This is a genomic window from Microbacterium sp. JZ37 (assembly GCF_035188445.1).
GTDB classification, from domain to species: domain Bacteria; phylum Actinomycetota; class Actinomycetes; order Actinomycetales; family Microbacteriaceae; genus Microbacterium; species Microbacterium barkeri.
On record NZ_CP045253.1, the window covers coordinates 1,540,441 to 1,563,183 of the forward strand.

Sequence of the window (22,743 nt, forward strand, 5' to 3'; positions counted from 1 at the left end):
CCTCGATCGCCGACTCAGGCGTCGACGCCGCGGATCACGGGATCGTGGAACGTGCCGCCGAACACGCGCTCGGATGCGCCGACGCGGTCGAGGTAGACCGAGGCGCCGCCGTCGATGAACGGCCATCCGGCGCCCAGGATGAGCGCGAGGTCGATGTCCTCGACCTCGGGGACGACGCCCTCGTCGAGCATGATCCGGATCTCGCGCGCGAGCTCGTCCTCGACACGACGGAGGATCTCCTGCTCGGAGACAGGGGAGGAGCCGACCGAGAGCGCCTTCTGCGCGTCCTTCGTCCAGCCGGTGACCCGACCGGACCTGTCCTTCTCGACCGCCTGCGGCAGGTCGGCGAGAGCGTGCAGGTTCGCCGAGGCGTGGAAGCGGTCGGGGAAGTGCGACACCATCGTGTCCTGCACGTGGGCTGCGACCTTCCAGCCCACGAGGTCGATGAGCTGGAACGGCGTCATCGGAAGGCCGAGGGGCGCGAAGGCGCGCTCGACCGTCATCAGCGGCGTGCCCTCGTCGATCGCGCGTGCAGCCTCGCCCATGACCTTCGCGAGCAGGCGGTTGACGATGAAGCCCGGAGCGTCCGCCGAGCCGATCGCGTTCTTGCGGAGGTCCTTCGCGACCGCGTATGCCGTCGCGAGCGCCTCCACGCTCGCCTGCGGCGTGCGGACGACCTCGATGAGCGGCATGACCGCGACCGGGTTGAAGAAGTGGAAGCCGACGAGGCGCTCGGGGTGCGCGAGCACCGAGCCGATCTCCTCGACCGAGAGCGACGACGTGTTCGTCGCGAGGATCGCCTCCGGCGAGACGATCCGCTCGATCTCGGCGAAGACGTCCTGCTTGACCTTCGTCTCCTCGAACACGGCCTCGATGACGAAGTCGCAGTCCGCGTACTCGGCCTTGTCGATCGTGCCGTGCACGAGCGCGCGGAGGCGATTCGCGGCGTCGCCGTCCAGCCGCCCCTTCTGCTCGAGCTTCGCGATCTCCTCGTGGATGTACGCGAGACCCTTGTCGACACGCGCCTGATCGACGTCGGTGATGAGCACGGGCACCTCGAGCCGACGCAGGAACAGGAGTGCGAACTGGCTCGCCATGAGGCCCGCGCCGATGACGCCGACCTTCGTGACCTTGCGGGCGAGCGAGCGGTCGGGGGCGCCCACGGGCCGCTTCGCGCGCTTCTGCACGAGGTCGAACGCGTACATCGACGCGGCGAACTGATCGCCCGCGATGAGGTCGGCGAGCGCCTCGTCCTCGCGCGCGAATCCCTCGGCGCGGGTGCCGGAGCGCGCCTTGTCGAGCAGATCGAGCGCGCGGTAGGGCGCGCGGGGGACCGTGCCGATGCGGCTCTCGAGCATCCCGCGCGCGACCTTGATCGCGACGGGCCACTTCGTCAGGCGCTCGATCTTTCCCGGAGCGTTCCTGCGCTCGACCTTGATCGTCCCGGCGAGCACGCCGTCGGCCCAGGCGAGAGAGTCCTCGAGGTAGTTCGCGGGCGGGAAGATCGCGTCGAAGATGCCGAGCTCGAACGCCTGCTGCGGCTTGAGCGTGCGGTTCTGCTTGAGCGGGTTCGAGATGACCACCTCGAGCGCGTTCTCGATCCCGATGAGGTTCGGGAGGAGATAGGCGCCGCCCCAGCCGGGGACGAGCCCGAGGAACACCTCGGGCAGCGCGATCGCGGCGGCCGACGAGTCGACGGTCCGGTAGGTGGAGTTGAGGGCGATCTCCGTCCCGCCGCCGAGCGCCAGCCCGTTCACGAACGCGAACGACGGCACGCCGAGGTCCGACAGCTTGCCGAGGACGTGGTGGCCCTGCTGCGCGATGAGCAGCGCGTCCTTCCGCTCGCGCAGAGCGCTGATCTGCGACAGGTCGGCCCCTGCGGCGAAGATGTACGGCTTGCCCGTGATCGCCACCGCATCGATCTCGCCGGCCGCGGCGCGCGCCCGCAGCGTCTCGAGCACGCCGTCGAGCTCCGCGAGCGTGCGCGGGCCGATCGTGTTCGGCCGCTTGTGGTCGCGCCCGTTGTGGAGCGTGATGAGCGCGATCGTGCGACCCCCGCGCGTGCGGATGTCGCTGACGAGGGAGTGCGTGACGACCTCGTCGGCCGTGAGCGCCTCGAGCCCGGAGAAGTCGATGGAGGAGTAGTCGGTCATCGTGCTCACTTCCGCTTCTTCTTGCCGGTGTAGTGCGGGTTCTCCCACACGACGCTGCCGCCCTGACCGAGCCCGACGCACATCGCGGTGAGGCCGTAGCGCACCTCGGGGTGCTCGGCGAACTGCGCAGCGAGCTGGATCATGAGGCGCACGCCGGATGCCGCGAGGGGATGCCCGACCGCGATGGCGCCGCCCCAGGGGTTGACCCGCGGGTCGTCGTCGGCGATCCCGAAGTGGTCGAGGAACGAGAGCACCTGGATCGCGAAGGCCTCGTTGAGCTCGAACAGGCCGATGTCGTCGATCGTGAGCCCCGCCTTCGCGAGGGCCTTCTCGGTCGAGGGGATGGGGCCGATGCCCATGATCTCCGGCTGGACGCCCGCGAACGCGAAGGAGACCATCCGCATCTTGGGCGCGAGGCCGAGCTCCTTGACCGCGGCCGACCCGGCGAGCAGGCTCACGGTCGCGCCGTCGGTGAGCGGCGACGACGTCCCCGCGGTGACGCGCCCGTGCGGCCGGAACGGCGTCTTGAGCGAGGCGAGGCCCTCCATCGTCGTCTCGGGGCGGCGTCCCTCGTCCTCGGTGGCGAGCGCCCACGCTCCGTCAGGGCGCGCCACCGCGACCGGGACGAGATCGGGCTGGATGCGCCCGGCGTCGTAGGCCGCCTGAACCTTCTGCTGGCTCAGCATGCCGAAGCGGTCGGCGCGCTCCTTCGTGAGGTGCGGGAACCGGTCGTGGATGCGCTCGGCGGTGACGCCCATGTTGAGCGCGCCGGGATCGACGAGCTTCTCGGCGACGAAGCGTGGATTCGGATCGGCGTTCGACCCGATGGGGTGCCGGCCCATGTGCTCGACTCCGCCCGCGATGGCGAGGTCGTACATGCCGACGCCGATCGACGCGCCCATCGTGGTGACCGCCGTCATCGCGCCCGCGCACATCCGCTCGATCGCGAGGCCCGGCACGGTCTGCGGGAGTCCCGCGAGGATGGCCACGGTGCGGCCGAGGGTCAGGCCCTGGTCTCCTGTCTGCGACGTGGCCGCGATGGCGACGTCGTCGATCCTGTCGGCGGGGACGCCGCCGTTGCGCTCCATGAGCCCGATCATCGCCTTGACGACGAGGTCGTCGGCTCGGGTGTTGGCGTACATGCCCTTCTCGCCGGCGCGCCCGAACGGGGTCCGCACGCCATCGACGAAGTAGACATCCGAAAGCTCGGCCACTCTGCCTCCCTGTGTCAGTTGACCTCAGCCTAGGCACGGGCGGGCGCGCGTCTCCGCATCGATTGGGATGAACCTACGAAGCCGGATCGCCCTGCTCTCCGGGCGTTTGCGCGGCGCGCACAAACGCGGCGGCGATGAGGTCGGCGGTGGCCTCGATCTGCCAGGGGCGGGCTCCCTGTGTGCGGAGGGCGTCGCCGACCGTGGCGGCATCCACGACGGCGGGCGGCTCCCACGCCACCCGGCGCAGCGTCTCGGGGGTGAGGAGGTTCTCCGTGGGCATCGACAGCTCGGCGGCCTTCGCCTCGACGTCGGGCCGAGCCTGCTTGAGCCGCTGGTCGGCCTCGGGGTTGCGGTCGGCCCATGCCCGATGTGGCGGCAGCGCATCGCTCGGGACCCGCTCGGCAGGGAGGTCGTCGCTCTCGCGTCCGGCGACGATCGCGTTCCACCAGCGGTCGAGCTCGGTCCGGCTCGCGCGGCCGGTGAACTCGCGGATGCCGGCGAGGGCCTGCTTCGTGCGCGGCATGGCCAGCACCGCGGCGACGAGCGCGCGATCGGGCACGAGTCGACCGGGCGAGACGTCCTGAGCCTGCGCGAGCTCCTCGCGCGCGCGCCACAGCTCACGAGCGACCGCGAGATTGCGACGGCCGCGCACCTTGTGCAGTCCGCTCAGGCGCCGCCACGGGTCGGGGCGCGGCGCCTTCGGCTCGCGCGCGAGCGTCGCCTCGAACTCCTGACGGGCGAACTCGGCCTTGCCCGACGCCTTGAGCTCTGCCTCCAGCCGGTCGCGCACGTCGACGAGGTGGAGGACGTCGAGCGCCGCGTACTCGAGCCACGCGCGCGGGAGGGGCCGGGTCGACCAGTCGGCGGCCGAGTGCGCCTTCGCGAGCTCGATCCCGAGCGCGGCCTCGACGACGGCGCCGAGGCCGACGCGCTCCCAGCCGAGGAGGCGGGCGGCGAGCTCCGTGTCGAAGATGCGTCGAGGGTCGAGCCCCAGCTCGCGGAGGGAGGGCAGGTCCTGGCTCGCCGCGTGGAACACCCATTCCTCGTCGCCCAGGAGGCGCTGGATGGCCGTCACGTCGGGAACCGCGATCGGGTCGACGAGCAGGACGCCGCCGTCGCGACGGTAGAGCTGCACGAGGTAGGCGCGCTGCGAGTAGCGGAAACCGGAGGCGCGCTCGACGTCGACGGCCACGGGGCCGGTGCCCGCGGCCAGGCGCTCGACAGCCTCGGCGAAGACCGCGGGGTCGTCGATCACGGGGAAGTCCGCTGCCGGCTGCTGGTCGGTCATCTGGGCCTCCGGGCGCCGAACACGGCGATGTCCTCCGACCCCGGCGGGAGGCCGGCGAGCATGCAGACGAGCTCGGCCCAGGCCTCGACGTGGGAGCGGAACGATCCGACGGGCGACCACGAGGCGCGCAGCTCGATCTGCGCGCCGTCGCCCTCGGCGGCGAGTGCCCCGAACCCCTTCGACAGGATCTTCGTCGCGGTGCCGGAGGGGGAGTGGTACGGCGCCCCGCGGGTCTCCAGCGCGTCGACGAGCCACGACCAGGTGACATCCGCGAGGAGCGGATCGGTCCCGATCTCGGGTTCGAGGGGAGCCTGGGCGAACGTCACGATGCGCCAGCTGCCGCCCCATGACTCCTGCCCGTCGGGGTCGTGGAGCAGGATGAGCCGGCCGGTCCCGTACGGCGAGTCGCCGTGGTCGTCGGGTCGGACATCGGCGGCGAGGGCGATGCTGAAGGGCGCCAGACCCTGCGGCGACGGGATGTCGCGCACGGTGAGATCGCCCCGGAACGTCGCCGAGCGCACGGCCGCCTCCGCCTCCGCGAAGGCGTCTGAGCGCGCCCGATCTCCCGTCACGTCGACAGATTAGAGTGAGGGTGCCATGAACACCCCCAGGCGCGCCGCATCCCCGGTCCTCATCGGTCTCCGCTCCGCTCTCACCGTGCTCGCCGCCATGCTCGCCGGCGTGGCGGGCGCCGTCGCCTACGTCTCGCTGCGGATCGCGCGCAAGGCGGTCACGCCCGGCCCGCGCGTGGCCGACGTCGCCGTCCACGGGTTCGACACCGGCGCGCAGACGATCACGCTCTCGCGCACGCCCGATACGGTCCTCCCCGGGCGATACGGGCTCTTCACGGGCGGATCAGAGCACTACCTGAAGCTCGGTGCGGTCCTCGCGGAGGACGGGCAGCGCGTGCGGAGGAAGCTGCTCACGCAGGTCGACTCGAGCTCGCAGATCGGGCCGTACGCCGCCTTCAGCGGCTGGTACTGGGAGCGCGCCGAGGAGCTCCACCTCCCGTTCACGACCGAGTTCATCGGCGCGCCGGTCGGGCCGTGCCCCGCGTGGTACTTCCCGGCCGAGGATCCAGATGCGGACACGTGGGTCGTCGCGGTCCACGGGCGCGGGACGACCCGCGCCGAGGTGCTCCGCGCGGTTCCCGTCCTCCATGAGGAGGGGCTCCCCGTCCTGTGCGTCTCGTACCGGAACGACGGCGAGGCGCCGCGCAGCCGCTCGGGCCGGTACGGTCTCGGCGCGACCGAGTGGCGCGACGTCGACGCCGCCGTCGCGTGGGCGCTGCGGCGCGGAGCCCGCCGGATCGTCCTGATGGGGTGGTCGATGGGCGGGGCGATCGTCCTTCAGGTCGCGCTCAACTCGGCGCACGCCGACGCGATCGCGGGCGTCATGCTGGAGTCGCCGGTCGTGGACTGGCGGCTCGTGCTGGGATTCCAGGCGCGCGAGCTGCGCGTCCCGTCGCCCTTCACCCGGCTCGCGATGGGCGCGCTCGGACAGGAGTGGACGTCGCGGGTCGTGCGCCACGGCGACCCGATCTCGCTCGACGACCTCGACATCGTGTCCCGCGCGGAGGAGCTGCGGCATCCGATCCTGCTCCTGCACAGCGACGACGACGGGTTCGTGCCGTCCGACGCCTCGCACCGGCTCGCGTCCGAGCGCCCCGACCTCGTGACGCTCGAGCGCTTCCACACGGCGCGCCACACGAAGCTGTGGAACTTCGACGAGCACCGCTGGAACAGCGCGATCCGCTCCTGGCTGCGCACTCAGGCGCTCGTGCCCGACGTCGGCGGGGCCTGAGCCGCCTCAGACGAGACGCGAGCGGATCTGCCGCTTGGCGCGCAGGAGCATCCCGGTCATTCCCGAGATCCGCAGCGGCGACACGACGCGGGTGAGGCCGAGGGTCTGCGGGAAGTCATCGGGCACCGCGAGGGCCTCGTTGGCGGTGAGGCCCGTGAGCCCCTGAGCGAGGATGCTCGCGAAGCCGCGCGTCGTGGGCGCCTCTGCGGGCGCGGTGGCGTGCATCGCGACGCGGCGATCGGCATCGACCTCGAGCACGATGAACACGGGCGACTGGCATTCCGCGACGCGCTCGGTGAGCTCCGGGTGATCGGCGTAGCGCGCGGGGATCTCCGGGAGCTCGTTCGCGAACTCGAGGAGGAGCTGGAGACGCTCGGGCTCATCGAGCGCGAGGAACTCGTCGCGGATCTCCGCGAGGGCGTCGGGGAGCGCGTGGTCGGTCATCCGCCCCAGACTACTGCGCGGGGAGCGCCCCTGGCTCGCCGCCCGTCGCGATCGGCACCCGGACGGCGCTGCCCCACTCGGTCCAGGATCCGTCGTAGTTGCGGACCTTCGGGAAGCCGAGGAGGTGCTTGAGGACGAACCACGTGTGGCTCGAGCGCTCGCCGATGCGGCAGTACGCGACGATGTCGTCGTCGTCCTGCAGGCCGATCTCGTCGCGGTAGATCGCCTCGAGCTCGGCGCGCGGGCGGAAGCCGCCGTCCTCCGCGACGGCGCGCCCCCACGGCACGCTGCGGGCCGTGGGGATGTGGCCGGCGCGGAGCGCTCCCTCCTCGGGGTACGCGGGAGCGGTCGTGCGCTCGCCGGTGTACTCCTCGGGGGACCGCACGTCGACGAGCGGACCCGCGCCGAGATGCGCGAGGACGTCGTCCTTGAACGCGCGCAGGGTGGCGTCGTCGCGCTCGACGACGGGGTACTCGACGGCCGCGCGCACCGTGCGCTCCGTCGTGAGCTCACGGCCCTCGGCGATCCAGCGATCGCGCCCTCCGTCGAGGAGACGGACGTCCTCGTGCCCGAAGAGCGAGAACACCCAGAGGGCGTAGGCGGCCCACCAGTTGCTCTTGTCGCCGTAGATCACCACCGTGTCGTCGCGGGAGATGCCCTTGCGGCCGAGGAGCTCGGCGAAGCCCGCGCCGTCGAGGTAGTCGCGCACGACCGGGTCGTTCAGCTCCGTGTGCCAGTCGATCTTGACGGCGCCCGGGATGTGGCCGGTCTCGTAGAGGAGGACGTCCTCGTCCGACTCGACGACCACGAGACCCGGCTCGCCGCGGTGCTCTTCGAGCCATTGGGTCGAGACCAGCCGCCACGGCTCGGCGTACGCGGCGAACTTCTCCTGCGACTCATCCGGTGCGACGGCCATGGCTGCTCCTCGTTATCGTTGTGGGGACCCGTCTTCGAGCCTACGGCCCGCGAGCACGGTGCGGCTCGGCCTGTCGGCCGGGGCGCGTAACCGACAGACATCTGAGGACCCATGACCTCCACCGCGACCGAGATCGTCCACCTCGCCGACCGCCATCCGCAGCTGTCCGGCGAGGAGATGCTCGCCAGCCTCGTGCCGCCGCGGCAGTTCGACGACGCGACGTTCGCGTCGTACCGCGTCGACCCCGACTATCCCTCGCAGCAGGAGGCGAAGGAGGAGCTCGAGCGGTTCGCGACGGGGGCCCAGCCCGCGCGGCGCGGCGGGCTCTTCTCGCGCAGGCCCAAGCTCCCGGAGACCAAGCCCGGCGTGTACCTCGACGGCGGGTTCGGCGTCGGCAAGACGCACCTGCTCGCCGCGATCTACCACGCGGTCCCCGCCCGGCGGAAGCACTTCGGCTCGTTCATCGAGTACACCGCCCTCGTCGGCGCGCTGGGCTACAAGAACACGGTCGAGCTGCTGCGCGGATCGGCGCTGCTGTGCATCGACGAGTTCGAGCTCGACGACCCGGGCGACACGATGGTGATGACGCGGCTCCTCGGCGAGCTCGTGGCGTCGGGGACGCGTCTGGCGGCGACGAGCAACACCCCGCCGAACGCGCTCGGCGAGGGGCGCTTCGCCGCGCAGGACTTCCTCCGCGAGATCCACGCGATGTCCGACAGCTTCCGCACCCTGAGGATCGACGGCGTCGACTTCCGCCAGCGATCCCTCGACGGGCACGCCGTCGTCCTCGACGACGCGGAGTACGACGCGGCGCTCGCGGGCGCGGGCGGCTCGGCCTCCGACGACGGCTTCGATGCGCTCATCTCGCACCTCGCCCGCGTCCACCCGTCGCGCTACATCCGCCTCATCGACGGCCTCAGCGCCGTGGGCCTGCGCGACGTGCGCCAGCTCACCGACCAGTCGGAGGCGCTGCGCTTCGTCGCGTTCGTCGACCGCGTCTACGACGCCGAGCTGCCGATCCGCGCCACGGGCGCACCGCTCGAGGACGTGTTCGGCGCCGACATGCTCGCAGGGGGCTACCGCAAGAAGTACCTCCGCGCGATCTCGCGTCTGGTCGCGTCGACGCACGCGTGACGCGCTGCTGCCCGAGGTCCTCCCCAGGGCGCCGAAACACGATGTTTACGGAACGCCGATCCTCGTAACACATCGGAAACACCAGCCGCACCAGACGGGTAACGCGCTGTCGGGACACTGAGTCCACCCGGTCGAGCGAACCTCTCGACCCGACGGCTCGCCGGGGTCCCCACACTCGATCTGGAGAAGCACATGGATCAAGGCAACACAGCGTTCATGCTGATCGCCGCGGCGTTCGTCCTGCTGATGACGCCCGGGCTGGCGTTCTTCTACGGCGGACTCGTGAAGGCCAAGAGCGTCATCAGCATGATGATGCTGAGCATCGGGGCGATGGGCCTCATCGGGGTCCTCTGGGTGCTCTACGGCTATGCCGTGGCGTTCCCCGGCGCCGAGGGCCTCGTCGCACCGTGGTCGATCGACTGGACGGCGCTCGGCCTCGACAGCCTGCTCGAGACGCCCGAGGACGCGGCGTACCCGCCGCTCGCGTTCGTCGCGTTCCAGGCGACGTTCGCCATCCTCACGGTCGCCCTCGTGTCCGGCGCTATCGCCGACCGCGCGAAGTTCGGCGCGTGGATGACGTTCGCGGGCATCTGGGCCACCGTCGTCTACTTCCCGGTCGCGAGCTGGGTCTTCAACTTCGGTCTCGCCGACGACGGCTCGTTCGCATACGGCGGATGGATCACCTACGGCATGCAGGAGGTGTTCGGCGTCGGCGCGATCGACTTCGCGGGCGGCACCGCCGTGCACATCAACGCGGGCGCCGCGGCCCTCGCGCTCTCGCTCGTGCTCGGCAAGCGCGTCGGCTTCCAGAAGGGCGCGCACGTTCCGCACAACCCGCCGTTCGTGCTGCTCGGCGCCGGGCTGCTGTGGTTCGGCTGGTTCGGCTTCAACGCGGGCTCCGAGCTCGCCGCGGACGGCACCGCCGCCCTCGCCTTCGTCAACACGATCGCCGCACCCGCCGCCGCGCTCCTGGCCTGGCTCGTCGTCGAGAAGATCAAGGAGGGCAAGGCGACCTCGGTCGGCGCTGCCTCGGGCGCCGTCGCGGGCCTCGTCGCGATCACGCCGGCCTGCGCGTCGGTCCACCCGATCTGGGCCATCCTGCTCGGCCTCATCTCGGGCGCGGTGTGCGCGCTCGCGATCGAGCTCAAGTACCGCTGGGGCTTCGACGACTCGCTCGACGTCGTGGGCATCCACCTCGTGGGCGGCCTCATCGGAACCATCTACCTCGGCTTCTTCGCGAACGAGACCGGCCTGTTCATGGGCGGCAACGGCGCGCAGCTGCTCGTCCAGGTGATCGCGGCGGTCGCCGTCCTCATCTACTCCTTCGTGCTCGCCTACATCATCGGCTTCGCGATCGAGAAGACGATCGGCTTCCGCGTGAAGAACGAGGACGAGGTCGCCGGCATCGACACCGTTCTGCACGGCGAGGAGGGGTACGTCCTCGACGTGCGCTGATCCCATCTCCTCTCCAGGACGCCCCGGCCGGATGGTCGGGGCGTCCTCGTGCGCGTCGGCACCGGTAGGGTGACGGCGTGGCAAGACAGGGATTCCTCGGCATGCTCGCCGGCATCGCGCTCGACGTCCTCGCGCAGGCGACGAAGCCTCAGCGGAAGGCAGGGTCCGCGCGGAAGCGCGACGACGACCGGCCCTCGGCCCCGCGGGCGCCGCGCCCCGCGCGCGAGGCGGCGCGCGAGGTCCCGCCGCAGGCGGCCGACGCGCGCTCCGGCGTGCAGACGGTCGAGGTGGATCCGGGCGATGTCCGAGACCTCGTCCTCACCTACGCTCCCGATCGCGACGGCGCGCCCGACGGCGGCGAGATCATCTGGACCTGGGTGCCGTACGCCGAGAACGACGGGAGAGGCAAGGACCGGCCCGTCCTCGTCCTCGGCCGGCACTCGTCCGATCGCTCGTACGCCGTGAAGCTCACGAGCAAGTCGCACGACGGCGACCGCGAGTACGTCTCGATCGGCTCGGGGGAGTGGGATGCCCAGGGCCGCGAGTCCTGGGTCGATCTCGATCAGCTCTACAGCGTCCACGTCGACGGGATGCGGCGCGAGGCGGCGGAGCTCGACCGTCGGCGGTTCGAGCGCGTCGCTCAGGAGCTCGTGCGCCGCTACGGCTGGCGCACGGGGGAGTAGGCGCACGGCCCGCACCGGAGCCGGCGCACCGTGCGCACCGTCGGGTTCCCCAGGGTGAGGGGCTGCACTTCGGTGGTGAGCTCGTGCGCGTGGGCCGAGCACAGGCCCGCGCCGCATTCGGTGCAGACCGCGAGTGCCACGCTCTCGACGCCGACCGCGTCGCAGTCATGACAGCGCATCGGCCGTCTCCTGAGCTGAGCCGGGCGCACGCCGGGCGGTCGTGATCTCGCGAACCGGGCGACACGGATTCCCGACGGCGACGACGCCGGCGGGGATATCGCGGGTGACGACGGATCCCGCCCCGATGATGGCGTCGTCCCCGATCGTGACGCCAGGGGTGATCGTGACGGAGCCTCCGAGCCACACCCTGCTGCCGATCGTCACGGGCTCTGGCAGCTCCCACCCCTCGACCCTGCTCGCGATGTCCTCCGCGTGGTTGGGGGTGTAGATCGCGCAGCGGGGGCCGATGAGCGTGTCCTCGCCGATCGTGACGAGTCCGCCTCCGACGACGAGGAAGTCGGCGTTGATGAACGTGCGGTCGCCGATCACGAGCCGCTCGCCGTAGTCGATGCTCAGCGGCGGCCGGAAGTCGATCCCGTCTCCGGCGCCCGGCACGAGCTCGCGGAACAGACGGCGAGCCTCGTCGAGATCGTCGTGGTAGATCTGTCCGATCCGCGCGCACAGCGCGTGCGCTCTCCACGAGAGGTCCTGGAGAGCGGGAGAGGTCCGATACCGGATCCACCCGCCCGAGAGCAGACTGCGCACGTCCTCGTCCTGCGCGGCGAGCACGGGCATCGTGGGCGGCGGTTCGGCGATGCGGTCCATGGGAGGCCTCCTATTGGTTGGGAGTGCCAACATATAGCATGCTCCGGAGGGAGGGCAATGGTCTCTCATGCGATGCCGGTCACCGCGCGGCCCTGCTCGCGTACCGCGCGGGCGGGGAAGACGACGAAGCCCCCGGCGGGACCGGGGGCTTCTCATGGTGGGCGATACCAGACTCGAACTGATGACCTCTTCCGTGTGAAGGAAGCGCGCTACCAACTGCGCCAATCGCCCATGTGGAGTTGTCGTGCCTCAGCGGCACAGGTGTCGAGCATACCGGATCGGCTCGGCCCAGGCGAACCCGGTCGCCCGTCTCGCGTGTCGCACGTGAACGGTCGGTGACACGCCCGGATCCGGGTCGTGGTTTGGCCGGTCGTGGAACGTGGGCTAAAGTGGTGCAAGTGCCCGGAGCGAGACTCCGGGGGCGAAATGCGGATGTAGCGCAGTTGGTAGCGCATCACCTTGCCAAGGTGAGGGTCGCGAGTTCGAGTCTCGTCATCCGCTCGAGTGCAGGGGTTCCGAAAGGGATCCAGGCACGTGGGTTCGATCCCCGCGGTGGCGTGGCCGAGAGGCGAGGCACCGGCCTGCAAAGCCGTTTACACGGGTTCGAATCCCGTCGCCACCTCGCTCGACAACTGAATAGCTCTTGATGAGCGCGATTGGCGCAGCGGTAGCGCGCTTCCCTGACACGGAAGAGGTCACTGGTTCGATCCCAGTATCGCGCACGCGGATGTAGCGCAGTTGGTAGCGCATCACCTTGCCAAGGTGAGGGTCGCGAGTTCGAGTCTCGTCATCCGCTCGCGCACAGGGCCCCCTCGTGGGGCCCTGTTCCTTTGGGCGATTGGCGCAGCGGTAGCGCGCTTCCCTGACACGGAAGAGGTCACTGGTTCGATCCCAGTATCGCCCACTCGAGAACCCCCGCTTCGGCGGGGGTTTCGTCGTTCTCGCGGGTGCACGCGGTGCGAGCCCACGGAGGCGGCGCAACTAGGATGGTCGAGTGACCACCGGATTCGACCTGTACCCCGAGAAGAACGTCGTCGCCATGCGCGTCGACGGTGAGCTGAAGGACCTCGCAGCCGAGGTCGCGGAGACGCAGACGACGGAGCCGGTGACGATCGACAGCCCCGACGGACTGAACATCCTGCGCCACTCCACCGCGCACGTGCTCGCGCAGGCGGTGCAGAAGATCAACCCCGCCGCGAAGCTCGGCATCGGCCCGTTCATCGCCGACGGCTTCTACTACGACTTCGGCGTCGACGAGCCGTTCACCCCCGACGACCTCAAGGCGATCAAGAAGGAGATGCAGCGCATCGTCAAGGAGGGCCAGCGGTTCGTCCGCCGGGTCGTCACGGACGAGGAGGCGCAGGCCGAGCTCGCCAACGAGCCGTTCAAGCTCGAGCTCATCGGCCTCAAGGGCGGCAAGAAGGAGGCCGCGGAGGGGGCGAGCGTCGAGGTCGGCGCCGGCGAGCTGACCATCTACGACAACGTCGACGCGAAGAGCGGCGAGACGCAGTGGAAGGACCTCTGCCGCGGCCCTCACGTGCCCTCCACGCGCCTGCTCGGCAACGGCTGGGACATCGTGCGGGTCGCGGGCGCGTACTGGCGCGGCAGCGAGAAGAACCCGCAGCTCCAGCGCATCTACGGCACGGCGTGGCCCACCAAGGATGACCTGAAGGCCTATCAGGACCGCCTCGCGGAGGCCGCGCGTCGCGACCACCGCAAGCTCGGCAAGGAGCTCGACCTCTTCTCGTTCCCCGACGAGATCGGGTCGGGCCTGTCGGTCTGGCACCCGCGCGGAGGGATCGTGCGCGGCGAGATGGAGCAGCACGCGCGTCGACTTCACATCGAGGGCGGCTACACCTACGTCTACACGCCGCACATCTCGAAGGAGGACCTGTTCCTCACCTCGAACCACCTCGTCACGTACAAGGACGGGATGTTCCCGCCGATCGTCATGGACGAGGAGCGCGACGAGGACGGCAACATCACGAAGCAGGGCCAGGACTACTACCTGAAGCCCATGAACTGCCCGATGCACATCCTCATCTACAAGGAGCGCGCGCGCAGCTACCGCGACCTCCCGCTGCGGTTCGCGGAGAACGGGACGGTCTACCGCAACGAGCTGTCCGGCGCGCTGCACGGCCTCACGCGCGTGCGCGGCTTCACGCAGGACGACTCCCACCTCTTCGTGACCCCCGAGCAGCTCGAGGCCGAGGTCACGAAGGTGCTCGAGTTCATCATCTCGATGCTGCGCGACTTCGGCCTCGACGACTTCGAGCTCGAGCTGTCGATGCGCGATGACGAGAAGGCCAAGTGGATCGGCTCGGACGAGTTCTGGGAGTACTCGACGAACGCCCTGCGCAATGTCGCGGTCGCGAGCGGGCTCAAGCTCACCGAGGTCCCCGGAGAGGCCGCGTTCTACGGTCCCAAGATCGACCTCAAGACGCGCGACGCGATCGGCCGTGTGTGGCAGCTGTCGACCGTCCAGGTCGACCCGAACCTCCCGGAGCGCTTCGACCTCGAGTACACCGCGGCGGATGGGTCGAAGCAGCGGCCGATCATGATCCACCGAGCTTTGTTCGGCTCGATCGAGCGCTTCTTCGCGATCCTCCTCGAGCACTACGCGGGCGACTTCCCGGTCTGGCTCGCGCCGCAGCAGGTCGTGGCCGTGCCCGTGGCCGATGAGTTCGCGCCCTACCTCGAGGACGTCGCCCAGCGCCTGCGGGTCGAGGGCGTGCGCGTGGAGGTCGATCGCTCCGACGACCGCATGCAGAAGAAGATCCGGACGCATTCGACCGGCAAGGTTCCGCTCATCCTCATCGCGGGGGAGCAGGACCGCTCGGCCGGCACGGTGTCGTTCCGCTTCCGCGACGGATCGCAGCGCAACGGCGTCCCGATCGACGAGGCGGTGCGCCTCGTCACGGGCGCGATCGCCGAGAAGAAGCTCATCCTGACGGACGAGGACCTCTGACATGACCGAGGAGCACGAGGCGCGCGAGGAGTTCGCGCGCCTCGAGCCGTCGTCTGACTTCCCGTCGTCGGCCGATGCGTTCCAGCGACTCTGGACGCCGCACCGGATGGCGTACATCAACGCGGGCGCGGACGCGAACCGCGGCACGGGCTGCCCGTTCTGCGCGGCGCCGGGCAAGAGCGACGAGGACGCCCTCATCGTGCACAGGGGAGAGCACGCCTTCGTGCTGCTCAACCTCTTCCCGTACAACTCGGGGCACCTGCTCGTGTGCCCGTATCGCCACATCGGCCTGTACGACGAGGCGGACCCGCACGAGACGGCTGAGATCGCCTATCTCACGCAGACGGCGATGCGCGTGCTCCGCTCCGTGTCCCGGTGCGACGGCTTCAACATCGGGATGAACCAGGGCCACGTCGCGGGCGCGGGCGTCGAGGAGCACCTCCACCAGCACGTGGTGCCCCGCTGGGCCAGCGACGCGAACTTCTTCCCGATCATCGCGAAGACGAAGGCGCTCCCGCAGCTCCTCGGCGAGGTCCGCTCGGCCATCGCCGGCGCCTGGCCCGAGTACCACTAGAGACTCAGCGAGCGCAGCGAGCCGCCCCCGGTCGTTGAGCGACGAGCGCCAGCGAGGAGTCGAAACGCGACTCAGCGCGCGCAGCGAGCCGCCCCCGGTCGTTGAGCGACGAGCGCCAGCGAGGAGTCGAAACGCGACTCAGCGCGCGCAGCGAGCCGCCCCCGGTCGTTGAGCGACGAGCGCCAGCGAGGAGTCGAAACGCGACTCAGCGAGCGCAGCGAGCCGCCCCCGGTCGTTGAGCGAGCGGAGCGAGTCGAAACGCAAGCGCCCGGTCAGCGCGCCGCCCGGCACGCGGCGGCAAGGTCTCGGGCGAGCGCCTCGGCATCGTCGTCGGCGAGGCCGTGCACCGTCAGGCGGAGGTGGTGCGACGGCGTCGCGGCGTCGTCGAGCACGAAGTCGTCACCCGTCCGCGCCAGCCAGCCGCGGCGCATGAGCTGCTCGGAGACGGCGCGGGCCGGCGCCGGGAGCGGCACCCAGAGGCTCAGCCCATCACCGGGGTCGACCTCGATGCCGTGGCGCGACAGGCGCCGCGCGAACGCCGCGTTCCGCTCGGCGTAGTGCGCGCCGGCGCGCTCGATGGTCGCGAGCGCGACCGGGTCGGTGAGGAGCGCGATGGTCAGACGCTGGAGGAGATGGCTGACCCACGTCGTCCCGGGGCTCAGCCGCAGCGCGAGACGGTCCGCCGTCTCGGGGTCGGACGCGGTCACCGCGAGGCACATGTCGGGCCCGAGGAACTTGGAGACCGAGCGCACGAGCGCCCAGCGCCGGTGCGCGGGGCCGATGATCGAGTGGTACGGCCTGCGCGACAGAAGAGAGAAGTGGTCGTCCTCGATGACGAGGACGTACGGATGGTCGGACAGCACGGCGCGGAGGTCCGCTGCGCGCGCGGGTGACAGCCCGGCGCCGGTCGGGTTCTGCGCGCGCGGGGTGCAGACGATGGCGCGCACCCCCTGCTCGAGCGCGTGACGCAGTCCGTCGACCGTCATCCCCTCGGCGTCGACCGGCACGGGCACCGCGCGGTAGCCGCCGAGTCGGACGGTCTGGATGCTCGCGAGGAAGCACGGGTCCTCGAGGGCGACCGCGTCGTCGCGCATGAGGGCCTGTGCGAGGAGGCGCTCGACCGCGTCGACGGCGCCGCTCGTGATCGTGAGACGCGGAGGGCCTGCCGGTGCGAGGTCCTGGCTCATCCACGTGCGGGCGCGCTCCTCGAGCTCTCGGTCGATGACGGGCTCTCCGTAGAGCACCGGGCGGCCGGCGAGCGAGGCGAGCGCGTGCGACATGTCGGGGATCAGAGCGGGATCGGGATTGCCCGTCCCGACGTCGCGCAGCACGCTGTCGGTCGCATAGCCCTCCTGAGCGACGGGGGAGCGGTCGGCGATCCGCGTGCCCGCACGCCCCTGCGTGAGGACGATCCCCGCCTGGGCGAGCTGACGGTACGCGGCGACGGCGGTGTTGCGGTTCACGCCGAGATGCTCGGCGAGCGAGCGGACCGGGGGAAGGGCGTCGCCGGGCCGGAGCCGGCCGCGTTCGAGGAGGGCGCGCACGCTGTCGGCGATGTCCGACGCGGAGCGGCCCGTGATCTCGATGACGCCCTGTTCCATTCCGCCGAGTCTACGGCCCGCACCATGCTACGGTTTGACCTAGGTCAAAAGCCCGAATGTACCCGACTGTCGCCGGACGGCGACGACGTGAAAGGAAGCACCGTGGCCACTGCCACCACTGGAACCGGGCGCGTCAAGCGCGGACTCGCCGAGATGCTCAAGGGCGGCGTCATCATGGACGTCGTGACGGCCGAGCAGGCGCGCATCGCCGAGGACGCGGGAGCGGTCGCCGTCATGGCGCTCGAGCGCGTGCCCGCAGACATCCGCGCGCAGGGTGGCGTCGCCCGCATGAGCGACCCCGACCTCATCGACGAGATCATCGCGTCCGTCTCGATCCCGGTGATGGCGAAGGCGCGCATCGGGCACTTCGTCGAGGCGCAGGTGCTGCAGAAGCTCGGCGTCGACTACATCGACGAGTCCGAGGTGCTCTCGCCGGCCGACTACGTCAACCACATCGACAAGTGGGGATTCACCGTGCCGTTCGTGTGCGGCGCGACGAACCTCGGCGAGGCGCTGCGCCGCATCACCGAGGGGGCGGCGATGATCCGCTCGAAGGGCGAGGCCGGCACGGGCGACGTCTCCGAGGCGACCAAGCACATCCGCCGGATCACGAGCGACATCAACGTGCTCCGCTCGAAGACCAAGGACGAGCTCTACGTCGCGGCCAAGGAGCTGCAGGCGCCCTACGAGCTCGTCGCGGAGATCGCGGAGACGGGCAAGCTGCCGGTCGTGCTCTTCACGGCCGGCGGGGTGGCGACCCCCGCCGACGCGGCCCTCATGATGCAGCTCGGCGCGGACGGCGTCTTCGTCGGCTCCGGCATCTTCAAGTCGGGCGAGCCGGCCAAGCGCGCGGCGGCGATCGTCAAGGCCACGACGTTCTACGACGACCCCAAGGTGGTCGCCGAGGCGTCGCGCGGCCTCGGCGAGGCCATGGTCGGCATCAACGTCTCCGACCTGCCGGCGCCGCATCGCCTCGCCGAGCGCGGCTGGTAGCCGTGCCCACCGCACCGCGCGTCGGCGTGCTCGCGCTGCAGGGGGATGTGCGCGAGCACGTCGCCGTGCTCGAGCACCTCGGCGCGCACGTCGTGCGCGTGCGTCGGCCCGAGCAGCTCGACGAGATCGACGGCATCGTCCTCCCCGGTGGCGAGTCGAGCGTGATCGACAAGCTCGCGCGCGCCTTCGACGTCCGCGAGCCGCTCGTGGCGGCCATCCGCGCGGGGATGCCCGCATTCGGGACGTGCGCGGGGCTCATCCTGCTCGCCGACCGGATCAGCGACGGCATCGAGGGTCAGCAGACGTTCGGCGGGCTCGACGTCACCGTGCGCAGGAACGCGTTCGGCGGACAGGTCGAGTCGTTCGAGACGGAGCTGTCTATTCCGGTGCTCGGCGCGCCTCCCGTGCACGCGACGTTCATCCGCGCGCCGGTGGTCGAGCAGGTCGGCGCGCACGCCGAGGCGATCGCTGCGCTCCCGGACGGCCGCGTGGTCGCGGTGGAGCAGGATGGCCTCCTCGGCATCTCCTTCCATCCGGAGGTCTCGGGGGAGGAGCGGCTGCACCGCCGCTTCCTCGCTCGCGTGCAGCGCGCGGCCTGAGCGCGGCAGGGTCCGCACGGCGGCCCTGCCGCTGCGGCGTCAGCGCACCTGGCGAACCGCGAACTCGAGTCGCGGATGCGCGAAGTGCTCCTGCGCCTGCACGAGCTGGAGCTCGCGGTCGCCCGCGGCGAGCGTCTGCTCGAGAAGGCCGAAGACGCTCGACGCGGTGCGCGCGAGCGCATCGGGCGCGGACCGCGTCGCGAGATAGTGCGAGGTGAAGAGGGCGGCCGTCACGTCGCCGGAGCCGTTCGCCTTCATGGGGAGGTGCGGCGTCTGCACGACCCACGCGCCGTCGTCGTCGACCACCATCATCTCGATCGTGCCCTCGGGCCGGTCGGGGCGCTCGACCGAGGTGACGAGCACCGTGCGGGGGCCCATGTCGCGCGCGGCGTCGGCCGCTGCGACCGTGGACTCGAGCGTGTCGGGCGCCGTGCCGGTCAGGAAGCCCAGCTCGAACTGATTGGGCGTGATGATGTCGGCGACGGGCACGACCTTCTCGCGCAGGAGGTCGGGGATCGCCGGGGCGACGAAGCAGCCCGACTTCGCGTTGCCCATGACGGGGTCGCACGCGTAGACGGCCGCGGGATTGGCCTCCTTGACGCGTGCCACGGCGTCGATGATCACATCGGCGATGCCCTCGCTGCCCTGGTATCCCGAGAGCACCGCGTCCAGCGACGCGAAGGCGCCGCGCTCCTCGACGCCGCGGATGACCTCGGCCACGTCGGCCGGCGGGATGAGCGGGCCCCGCCACGCGCCGTAGCCGGTGTGGTTGGAGAAGTTGACCGTGTAGACGGGGAGCACCTCGACGCCGATGCGCTGCATGGGGAAGACGGCGGCGGAGTTGCCGGCGTGCCCGTACGCGACGGCCGACTGGATCGAGAGGATCTTCATCCTGAGATCATCTCATCGCCGCCCGCGCGTCCGATCGGCGTGGTGGAATGGACGCGGACGAGGGGGGAAGCCGTGGACGGGCGTCGACGCGGGGTCGCGATCGCGTGGAGCGCGATCGGGCTCGTGGTGCTGGGCCTCGTGGCGGTGTTCCTCTGGTCCGTCCTGCAGCCGCAGGCCGAGCCGGCCGCGCAGCCGACGCCATCCGCGTCGGTCTCGACGACGCCCACGCCCACGCCGACTCCGACTCCGACGCCCACGGGGCATCCGGCGAACACCGAGGAGTACGACCTCGGGGCGCTGCCGGCGCTCGACGTCTTCGCGGTGATCCCCGAGCTCCCGCTGGACGACGACCCCGACGGCGAGACCGCGTCGCTGTCCGCTCGTCCGCTCGGCGAGGGCGCCCCGGTCTTCGCGGATCCCGAGGGCGAGCCGGTCGCGGCGCTCGCGCGCGAGCTGCCCTTCGAAGGCACGGTCGTCCCGGTCGTCGAGCGAGAGGAGCACTGGGTCAAGGTGCTCCTCGTCGGGCGCCAGAGCACGCCGTCGCAGGGCGACGCGCGCCAGGTCGCGGGATGGCTGCGGATGGCCGACGTCGAGCTGAGCGCGAACGCCGCGCGCGTCGAGGTCGACCTCGGCGACCGCACGATCGACATCGTCACGCCGGATGGCGCCGAGCGCGTCGCGACGGACTTCGCGTCGGGGACGACGGCGACGCCCACGCCTCTCGGGCGCTCCTTCATCATGCTCACGCGGGCCGTGCCGGAGCTGGCGTACACGGCGGGGCTGCCGATCGTCTACCTGTCGGCGCAGTCGCCGACGCTCGACGGGTTCGACGGGCAGAGCGTCGCCGTGACCGCGTTCCACTACCACGACGTGCGGTCGGGGCCCATCTCGAACGGATGCATCCGCCTGGGCGGCGAGGCGATCGCGCGCCTGGCCGAGCTGCCCGCGGGGACCCCCGTCTACATCCGCGAGTGAGCGCCGTGCGCCGCCCGCACGAGCAGTTCGGCGCGAGCGAATAGAATCGTCCTGGACGGCGCGCGCAGCGCGCGGTCGCGCAGTCAGACGAGCGGGAGATCTATGTCCGGGCATTCCAAGTGGGCCACGACCAAGCACAAGAAGGCGGTCATCGACGCCAAGCGTGCCAAGTCGTGGGCCAAGCTGATCAAGAACATCGAGGTCGCGGCCAAGCTCGGCGGCCCCGACCTGCAGGGCAACCCGACCCTCTTCGACGCCGTCCTCAAGGCGAAGAAGACGTCGGTCCCGAAGGACAACATCGACCGCGCGATCAAGCGCGGCGCCGGCATCGGCGGCGAGGCGGTCGAGTACACGTCGATCATGTACGAGGGCTACGCGCCCGGCGGCATCGCGATGCTCATCGAGTGCCTCACCGACAACAAGAACCGCGCGGCCGCCGAGGTGCGCACGGCGATGACGCGCAACGGCGGCAACATGGCCGACCCCGGCAGCGTCGCGTACAACTTCGAGCGCAAGGGCGTCATCGTCGCCTCCTCGGAGGGCGTCAGCGAGGACGACGTCATGCTGGCCGCGCTCGAGGCCGGCGCGCAGGAGATCGAGCCGCACCCCGCCGGATTCGAGATCATCACCGAGGCGAGCGACATGGTCGCCGTCCGCACCGCGCTGCAGGAGGCGGGCATCGAGTACGAGTCGGCCGACGCCGAGTTCGTGCCGAACCTCAAGGTCGAGGTCGACGCCGAGACCGCGCGCAAGGTGTTCCGCCTCATCGACGCGCTCGAGGACAGCGACGACGTGCAGAACGTCTTCACGAACATGGACCTGACGCCCGAGGTGCAGGCCGAGCTCGAGGAAGACGACGAGTGACGACCGGATCCCGGTGAGCGAGGGCGGAGGCGCGAGCCTCCGCCCTCGCTCCGTCCGGGGCGGATGTCGGCGGTGACGGGGAGGATGGACGCATGGGGCGGGCAGACGGCACGGGCAGGCTCGTGTCGGCCGACGGGGCCGACGACAGCGGCACCGGGATCCTGCACGTCGACATGGACGCGTTCTACGCGGCGGTCGAGGTGCTCGACGACCCGACCCTGGCGGGCAAGCCGATCATCATCGGCGCTCCGGATGGCCGCTCGGTCGTCTCGAGCGCGTCGTACGAGGCGCGCCGCTACGGGGTGAGGTCCGCGATGCCCGTGAGCCAGGCCATCCGCCTGTGCCCGCACGCGCTCATCGTGCCACCCCATTTCGACCGCTACCGGGCCGTCTCGGCCCAGGTGATGGAGATCTTCCGCAGCTTCACGCCGCTCGTGGAGCAGCTCTCGATCGACGAGGCGTTCCTCGACGTGCGCGGCGCCCGCCGGCTCTGGGGGAGCCCGGGGCGCATCGCGCAGCTCATCCGCGCGCGCGTGAAGGACGAGGCGGGCATCACGTGCAGCGTCGGCGTCGCCGCGACCAAGCACGTCGCGAAGATGGCATCGACGATCTCGAAGCCCGACGGGATGCTCGTCGTCCCCGGGCACCGGACCCTCGAGTTCCTCGGGGCGCGGCCCGTGCGCGCGATGTGGGGCGTGGGGCCGAAGGCGGCCGAGGTGCTGGAAGGGCGCGGCATCCGGACGATCGCCGATCTGCGCGACACGCCGCTGCCCGTCCTCGCGCGCGCCCTGGGGCAGGCGTCCGCCCACAGGCTGCACGCGCTCGCGCGCGGCGAGGACGCACGAGAGGTCGAGACGACGCGCGTCGAGAAGAGCATCTCGCACGAGGAGACGTTCCACAGCGACGTCTCCGACGTGGAGCTGCTCCGAGCCGAGCTGCTGCGCCTCGCCGATCGGGTCGCCGTGCGGCTGCGCCGCGGCGGCGTGGAGGCGGGCGGCGTCGCGATCAAGGTGCGCTTCGCCGACTTCGCGACGATCACGCGCTCCCAGGCGCTGGCCGAGCCGACCGCGCTCGGCCAGCGGATCGGCGAGGTCGCGCGCGAGCTGCTCGGGGCGGTCGAGCTGCGCCAGGCCGTGCGTCTCATCGGCGTCCGCGCCGAGCGCCTCCGCGAGGCGGGCTCGTCGGCCCTCGCCCTGTGGGATGAGGACGCCGACTGGAAGCGCGTGGAGGGCACGCTCGACGACGCCGTGAGCCGTTTCGGCGACGGCGCTGTGACCCGCGCGGCCTTCCTCGGGCGCGCGGAGCGGCATCCGGAGGTGCCCCGCACGCCGCGCCCGCCGGAGGATTCCGACTGACAGGCGCG

The 22,743-nt window shown here is 71.0% G+C and carries 21 protein-coding genes and 6 tRNA genes; 16 read left to right on the forward strand and 11 right to left on the reverse strand.

From position 1 onward, the window contains the following. Positions 1-14: 14 nt before the first annotated feature. The 4 genes from GC092_RS06865 to GC092_RS06880 all read right to left on the reverse strand — a co-directional run bounded on the left by GC092_RS06865 (position 15) and on the right by GC092_RS06880 (position 5,227). Positions 15-2,153, reverse strand: coding sequence for a 3-hydroxyacyl-CoA dehydrogenase NAD-binding domain-containing protein (locus tag GC092_RS06865; protein WP_324014862.1), 2,139 nt, complete (start codon positions 2,151-2,153; stop codon positions 15-17). Positions 2,154-2,158: 5 nt separating this feature from the next. Further along, a complete protein-coding gene (locus tag GC092_RS06870) occupies positions 2,159-3,367 on the reverse strand; it encodes a thiolase family protein (RefSeq protein ID WP_324014591.1) in 1,209 nt (402 codons plus the stop codon). A 73-nt stretch (positions 3,368-3,440) separates the two neighbouring features. Then, positions 3,441-4,655, reverse strand: a complete 1,215-nt coding sequence (locus tag GC092_RS06875) for a ribonuclease D (protein WP_324014593.1) — start codon at positions 4,653-4,655, stop codon at positions 3,441-3,443. After that, positions 4,652-5,227 (reverse strand): DUF3000 domain-containing protein, encoded by a 576-nt coding sequence (locus tag GC092_RS06880; protein WP_271172071.1) that lies wholly within the window; start codon positions 5,225-5,227, stop codon positions 4,652-4,654. Before GC092_RS06880 ends, GC092_RS06875 begins: the two co-directional genes overlap by 4 nt. Positions 5,228-5,252: 25 nt before the next feature. On the opposite strand from GC092_RS06880, the gene GC092_RS06885 reads away from it, so the two are divergent. After that, positions 5,253-6,458: an alpha/beta hydrolase family protein gene (locus GC092_RS06885; RefSeq protein ID WP_271172070.1), complete on the forward strand. Its 1,206-nt coding sequence runs from the start codon at positions 5,253-5,255 to the stop codon at positions 6,456-6,458. A 6-nt stretch (positions 6,459-6,464) separates the two neighbouring features. Here GC092_RS06885 and GC092_RS06890 read toward each other — a convergent pair whose 3' ends face one another. Then, positions 6,465-6,902 (reverse strand): SufE family protein, encoded by a 438-nt coding sequence (locus tag GC092_RS06890; protein WP_324014594.1) that lies wholly within the window; start codon positions 6,900-6,902, stop codon positions 6,465-6,467. Between the two features lie 10 nt (positions 6,903-6,912). Next, on the reverse strand, positions 6,913-7,818 hold the full coding sequence (locus tag GC092_RS06895; protein ID WP_324014596.1) for a sulfurtransferase: 906 nt from the start codon (positions 7,816-7,818) through the stop codon (positions 6,913-6,915). Positions 7,819-7,929: 111 nt separating this feature from the next. Between GC092_RS06895 and zapE the strand changes: the two genes are divergently transcribed. From zapE to GC092_RS06910, 3 genes are all read left to right on the forward strand, one after another. Next, the gene (gene zapE, locus GC092_RS06900; protein WP_324014597.1) at positions 7,930-8,952 is read left to right on the forward strand and encodes a cell division protein ZapE; all 1,023 of its coding nucleotides are present in this window, start codon (positions 7,930-7,932) and stop codon (positions 8,950-8,952) included. 192 nt (positions 8,953-9,144) lie between these two features. After that, on the forward strand, positions 9,145-10,407 hold the full coding sequence (locus tag GC092_RS06905) for an ammonium transporter (protein WP_324014598.1): 1,263 nt from the start codon (positions 9,145-9,147) through the stop codon (positions 10,405-10,407). 77 nt (positions 10,408-10,484) lie between these two features. Next, entirely contained in the window at positions 10,485-11,090 is a 606-nt protein-coding gene (locus GC092_RS06910) for a type II toxin-antitoxin system PemK/MazF family toxin (RefSeq protein ID WP_324014600.1), read from the forward strand. Here the strand turns inward: GC092_RS06910 and GC092_RS16130 are convergent. The 3 genes from GC092_RS16130 to GC092_RS06920 all read right to left on the reverse strand — a co-directional run bounded on the left by GC092_RS16130 (position 11,066) and on the right by GC092_RS06920 (position 12,146). Next, entirely contained in the window at positions 11,066-11,269 is a 204-nt protein-coding gene (locus GC092_RS16130; RefSeq protein ID WP_416383297.1) for a DUF2180 family protein, read from the reverse strand. The genes GC092_RS06910 and GC092_RS16130 overlap by 25 nt on opposite strands. Continuing rightward, positions 11,256-11,915, reverse strand: a complete 660-nt coding sequence (locus tag GC092_RS06915) for a sugar O-acetyltransferase (RefSeq protein WP_324014602.1) — start codon at positions 11,913-11,915, stop codon at positions 11,256-11,258. The genes GC092_RS16130 and GC092_RS06915 overlap by 14 nt, the downstream gene beginning before the upstream one ends. Positions 11,916-12,070: 155 nt before the next feature. Continuing rightward, positions 12,071-12,146: transfer RNA gene (locus tag GC092_RS06920), tRNA-Val, on the reverse strand. A 197-nt stretch (positions 12,147-12,343) separates the two neighbouring features. Here GC092_RS06920 and GC092_RS06925 point away from each other — a divergent pair. From GC092_RS06925 to GC092_RS06955, 7 genes are all read left to right on the forward strand, one after another. Next, positions 12,344-12,416, forward strand: a tRNA-Gly gene (locus GC092_RS06925). Positions 12,417-12,466: 50 nt separating this feature from the next. After that, positions 12,467-12,537, forward strand: a tRNA-Cys gene (locus GC092_RS06930). A 28-nt stretch (positions 12,538-12,565) separates the two neighbouring features. Further along, positions 12,566-12,637, forward strand: a tRNA-Val gene (locus GC092_RS06935). A gap of 1 nt (position 12,638) precedes the next feature. Then, positions 12,639-12,711, forward strand: a tRNA-Gly gene (locus GC092_RS06940). A 36-nt stretch (positions 12,712-12,747) separates the two neighbouring features. Continuing rightward, positions 12,748-12,819, forward strand: a tRNA-Val gene (locus GC092_RS06945). Between the two features lie 135 nt (positions 12,820-12,954). Next, complete coding sequence (gene thrS / locus GC092_RS06950) at positions 12,955-14,883, forward strand: threonine--tRNA ligase (protein WP_324014863.1); 1,929 nt, start codon at positions 12,955-12,957, stop codon at positions 14,881-14,883. Between the two features lies 1 nt (position 14,884). Beyond that, complete coding sequence (locus GC092_RS06955; RefSeq protein ID WP_271172064.1) at positions 14,885-15,457, forward strand: HIT family protein; 573 nt, start codon at positions 14,885-14,887, stop codon at positions 15,455-15,457. Positions 15,458-15,729: 272 nt separating this feature from the next. Here GC092_RS06955 and GC092_RS06960 read toward each other — a convergent pair whose 3' ends face one another. After that, positions 15,730-17,058: an aminotransferase class I/II-fold pyridoxal phosphate-dependent enzyme gene (locus GC092_RS06960; RefSeq protein WP_324014604.1), complete on the reverse strand. Its 1,329-nt coding sequence runs from the start codon at positions 17,056-17,058 to the stop codon at positions 15,730-15,732. A 102-nt stretch (positions 17,059-17,160) separates the two neighbouring features. Between GC092_RS06960 and pdxS the strand changes: the two genes are divergently transcribed. Further along, positions 17,161-18,051 (forward strand): pyridoxal 5'-phosphate synthase lyase subunit PdxS, encoded by an 891-nt coding sequence (gene pdxS, locus GC092_RS06965; protein ID WP_324014606.1) that lies wholly within the window; start codon positions 17,161-17,163, stop codon positions 18,049-18,051. 2 nt (positions 18,052-18,053) lie between these two features. Further along, positions 18,054-18,650 carry a pyridoxal 5'-phosphate synthase glutaminase subunit PdxT gene (gene pdxT / locus GC092_RS06970; protein WP_324014607.1) on the forward strand — a complete coding sequence of 199 codons (597 nt, stop codon included), beginning with the start codon at positions 18,054-18,056 and terminating at the stop codon, positions 18,648-18,650. Between the two features lie 39 nt (positions 18,651-18,689). Here pdxT and pdxY read toward each other — a convergent pair whose 3' ends face one another. Beyond that, entirely contained in the window at positions 18,690-19,541 is an 852-nt protein-coding gene (pdxY, locus tag GC092_RS06975; protein ID WP_324014609.1) for a pyridoxal kinase PdxY, read from the reverse strand. Positions 19,542-19,613: 72 nt separating this feature from the next. On the opposite strand from pdxY, the gene GC092_RS06980 reads away from it, so the two are divergent. From GC092_RS06980 to dinB, 3 genes are all read left to right on the forward strand, one after another. Then, a complete protein-coding gene (locus GC092_RS06980) occupies positions 19,614-20,516 on the forward strand; it encodes a L,D-transpeptidase (protein WP_324014610.1) in 903 nt (300 codons plus the stop codon). Positions 20,517-20,618: 102 nt separating this feature from the next. Next, the gene (locus GC092_RS06985; RefSeq protein WP_271172058.1) at positions 20,619-21,380 is read left to right on the forward strand and encodes a YebC/PmpR family DNA-binding transcriptional regulator; all 762 of its coding nucleotides are present in this window, start codon (positions 20,619-20,621) and stop codon (positions 21,378-21,380) included. A gap of 92 nt (positions 21,381-21,472) precedes the next feature. Then, on the forward strand, positions 21,473-22,735 hold the full coding sequence (gene dinB, locus GC092_RS06990) for a DNA polymerase IV (RefSeq protein ID WP_324014612.1): 1,263 nt from the start codon (positions 21,473-21,475) through the stop codon (positions 22,733-22,735). Positions 22,736-22,743: the final 8 nt, after the last annotated feature.

Excerpts from the sequence above, each read along its gene's own strand:
- GC092_RS06875 (WP_324014593.1), bottom strand. The coding sequence starts at position 4,655 with ATGACCGACCAGCAGCCGGCAGCGGACTTCCCCGTGATCGACGACCCC.
- GC092_RS06955 (WP_271172064.1), top strand. The coding sequence starts at position 14,885 with ATGACCGAGGAGCACGAGGCGCGCGAGGAGTTCGCGCGCCTCGAGCCG.
- GC092_RS06960 (WP_324014604.1), bottom strand. The coding sequence starts at position 17,058 with ATGGAACAGGGCGTCATCGAGATCACGGGCCGCTCCGCGTCGGACATC.
- GC092_RS06985 (WP_271172058.1), top strand. The coding sequence starts at position 20,619 with ATGTCCGGGCATTCCAAGTGGGCCACGACCAAGCACAAGAAGGCGGTC.
- GC092_RS06895 (WP_324014596.1), bottom strand. The coding sequence starts at position 7,818 with ATGGCCGTCGCACCGGATGAGTCGCAGGAGAAGTTCGCCGCGTACGCC.
- GC092_RS16130 (WP_416383297.1), bottom strand. The coding sequence starts at position 11,269 with ATGCGCTGTCATGACTGCGACGCGGTCGGCGTCGAGAGCGTGGCACTC.
- GC092_RS06890 (WP_324014594.1), bottom strand. The coding sequence starts at position 6,902 with ATGACCGACCACGCGCTCCCCGACGCCCTCGCGGAGATCCGCGACGAG.
- pdxY (WP_324014609.1), bottom strand. The coding sequence starts at position 19,541 with ATGAAGATCCTCTCGATCCAGTCGGCCGTCGCGTACGGGCACGCCGGC.
- dinB (WP_324014612.1), top strand. The coding sequence starts at position 21,473 with ATGGGGCGGGCAGACGGCACGGGCAGGCTCGTGTCGGCCGACGGGGCC.
- GC092_RS06915 (WP_324014602.1), bottom strand. The coding sequence starts at position 11,915 with ATGGACCGCATCGCCGAACCGCCGCCCACGATGCCCGTGCTCGCCGCG.
- GC092_RS06885 (WP_271172070.1), top strand. The coding sequence starts at position 5,253 with ATGAACACCCCCAGGCGCGCCGCATCCCCGGTCCTCATCGGTCTCCGC.
- zapE (WP_324014597.1), top strand. The coding sequence starts at position 7,930 with ATGACCTCCACCGCGACCGAGATCGTCCACCTCGCCGACCGCCATCCG.
- GC092_RS06905 (WP_324014598.1), top strand. The coding sequence starts at position 9,145 with ATGGATCAAGGCAACACAGCGTTCATGCTGATCGCCGCGGCGTTCGTC.
- thrS (WP_324014863.1), top strand. The coding sequence starts at position 12,955 with ATGCGCGTCGACGGTGAGCTGAAGGACCTCGCAGCCGAGGTCGCGGAG.
- GC092_RS06865 (WP_324014862.1), bottom strand. The coding sequence starts at position 2,153 with ATGACCGACTACTCCTCCATCGACTTCTCCGGGCTCGAGGCGCTCACG.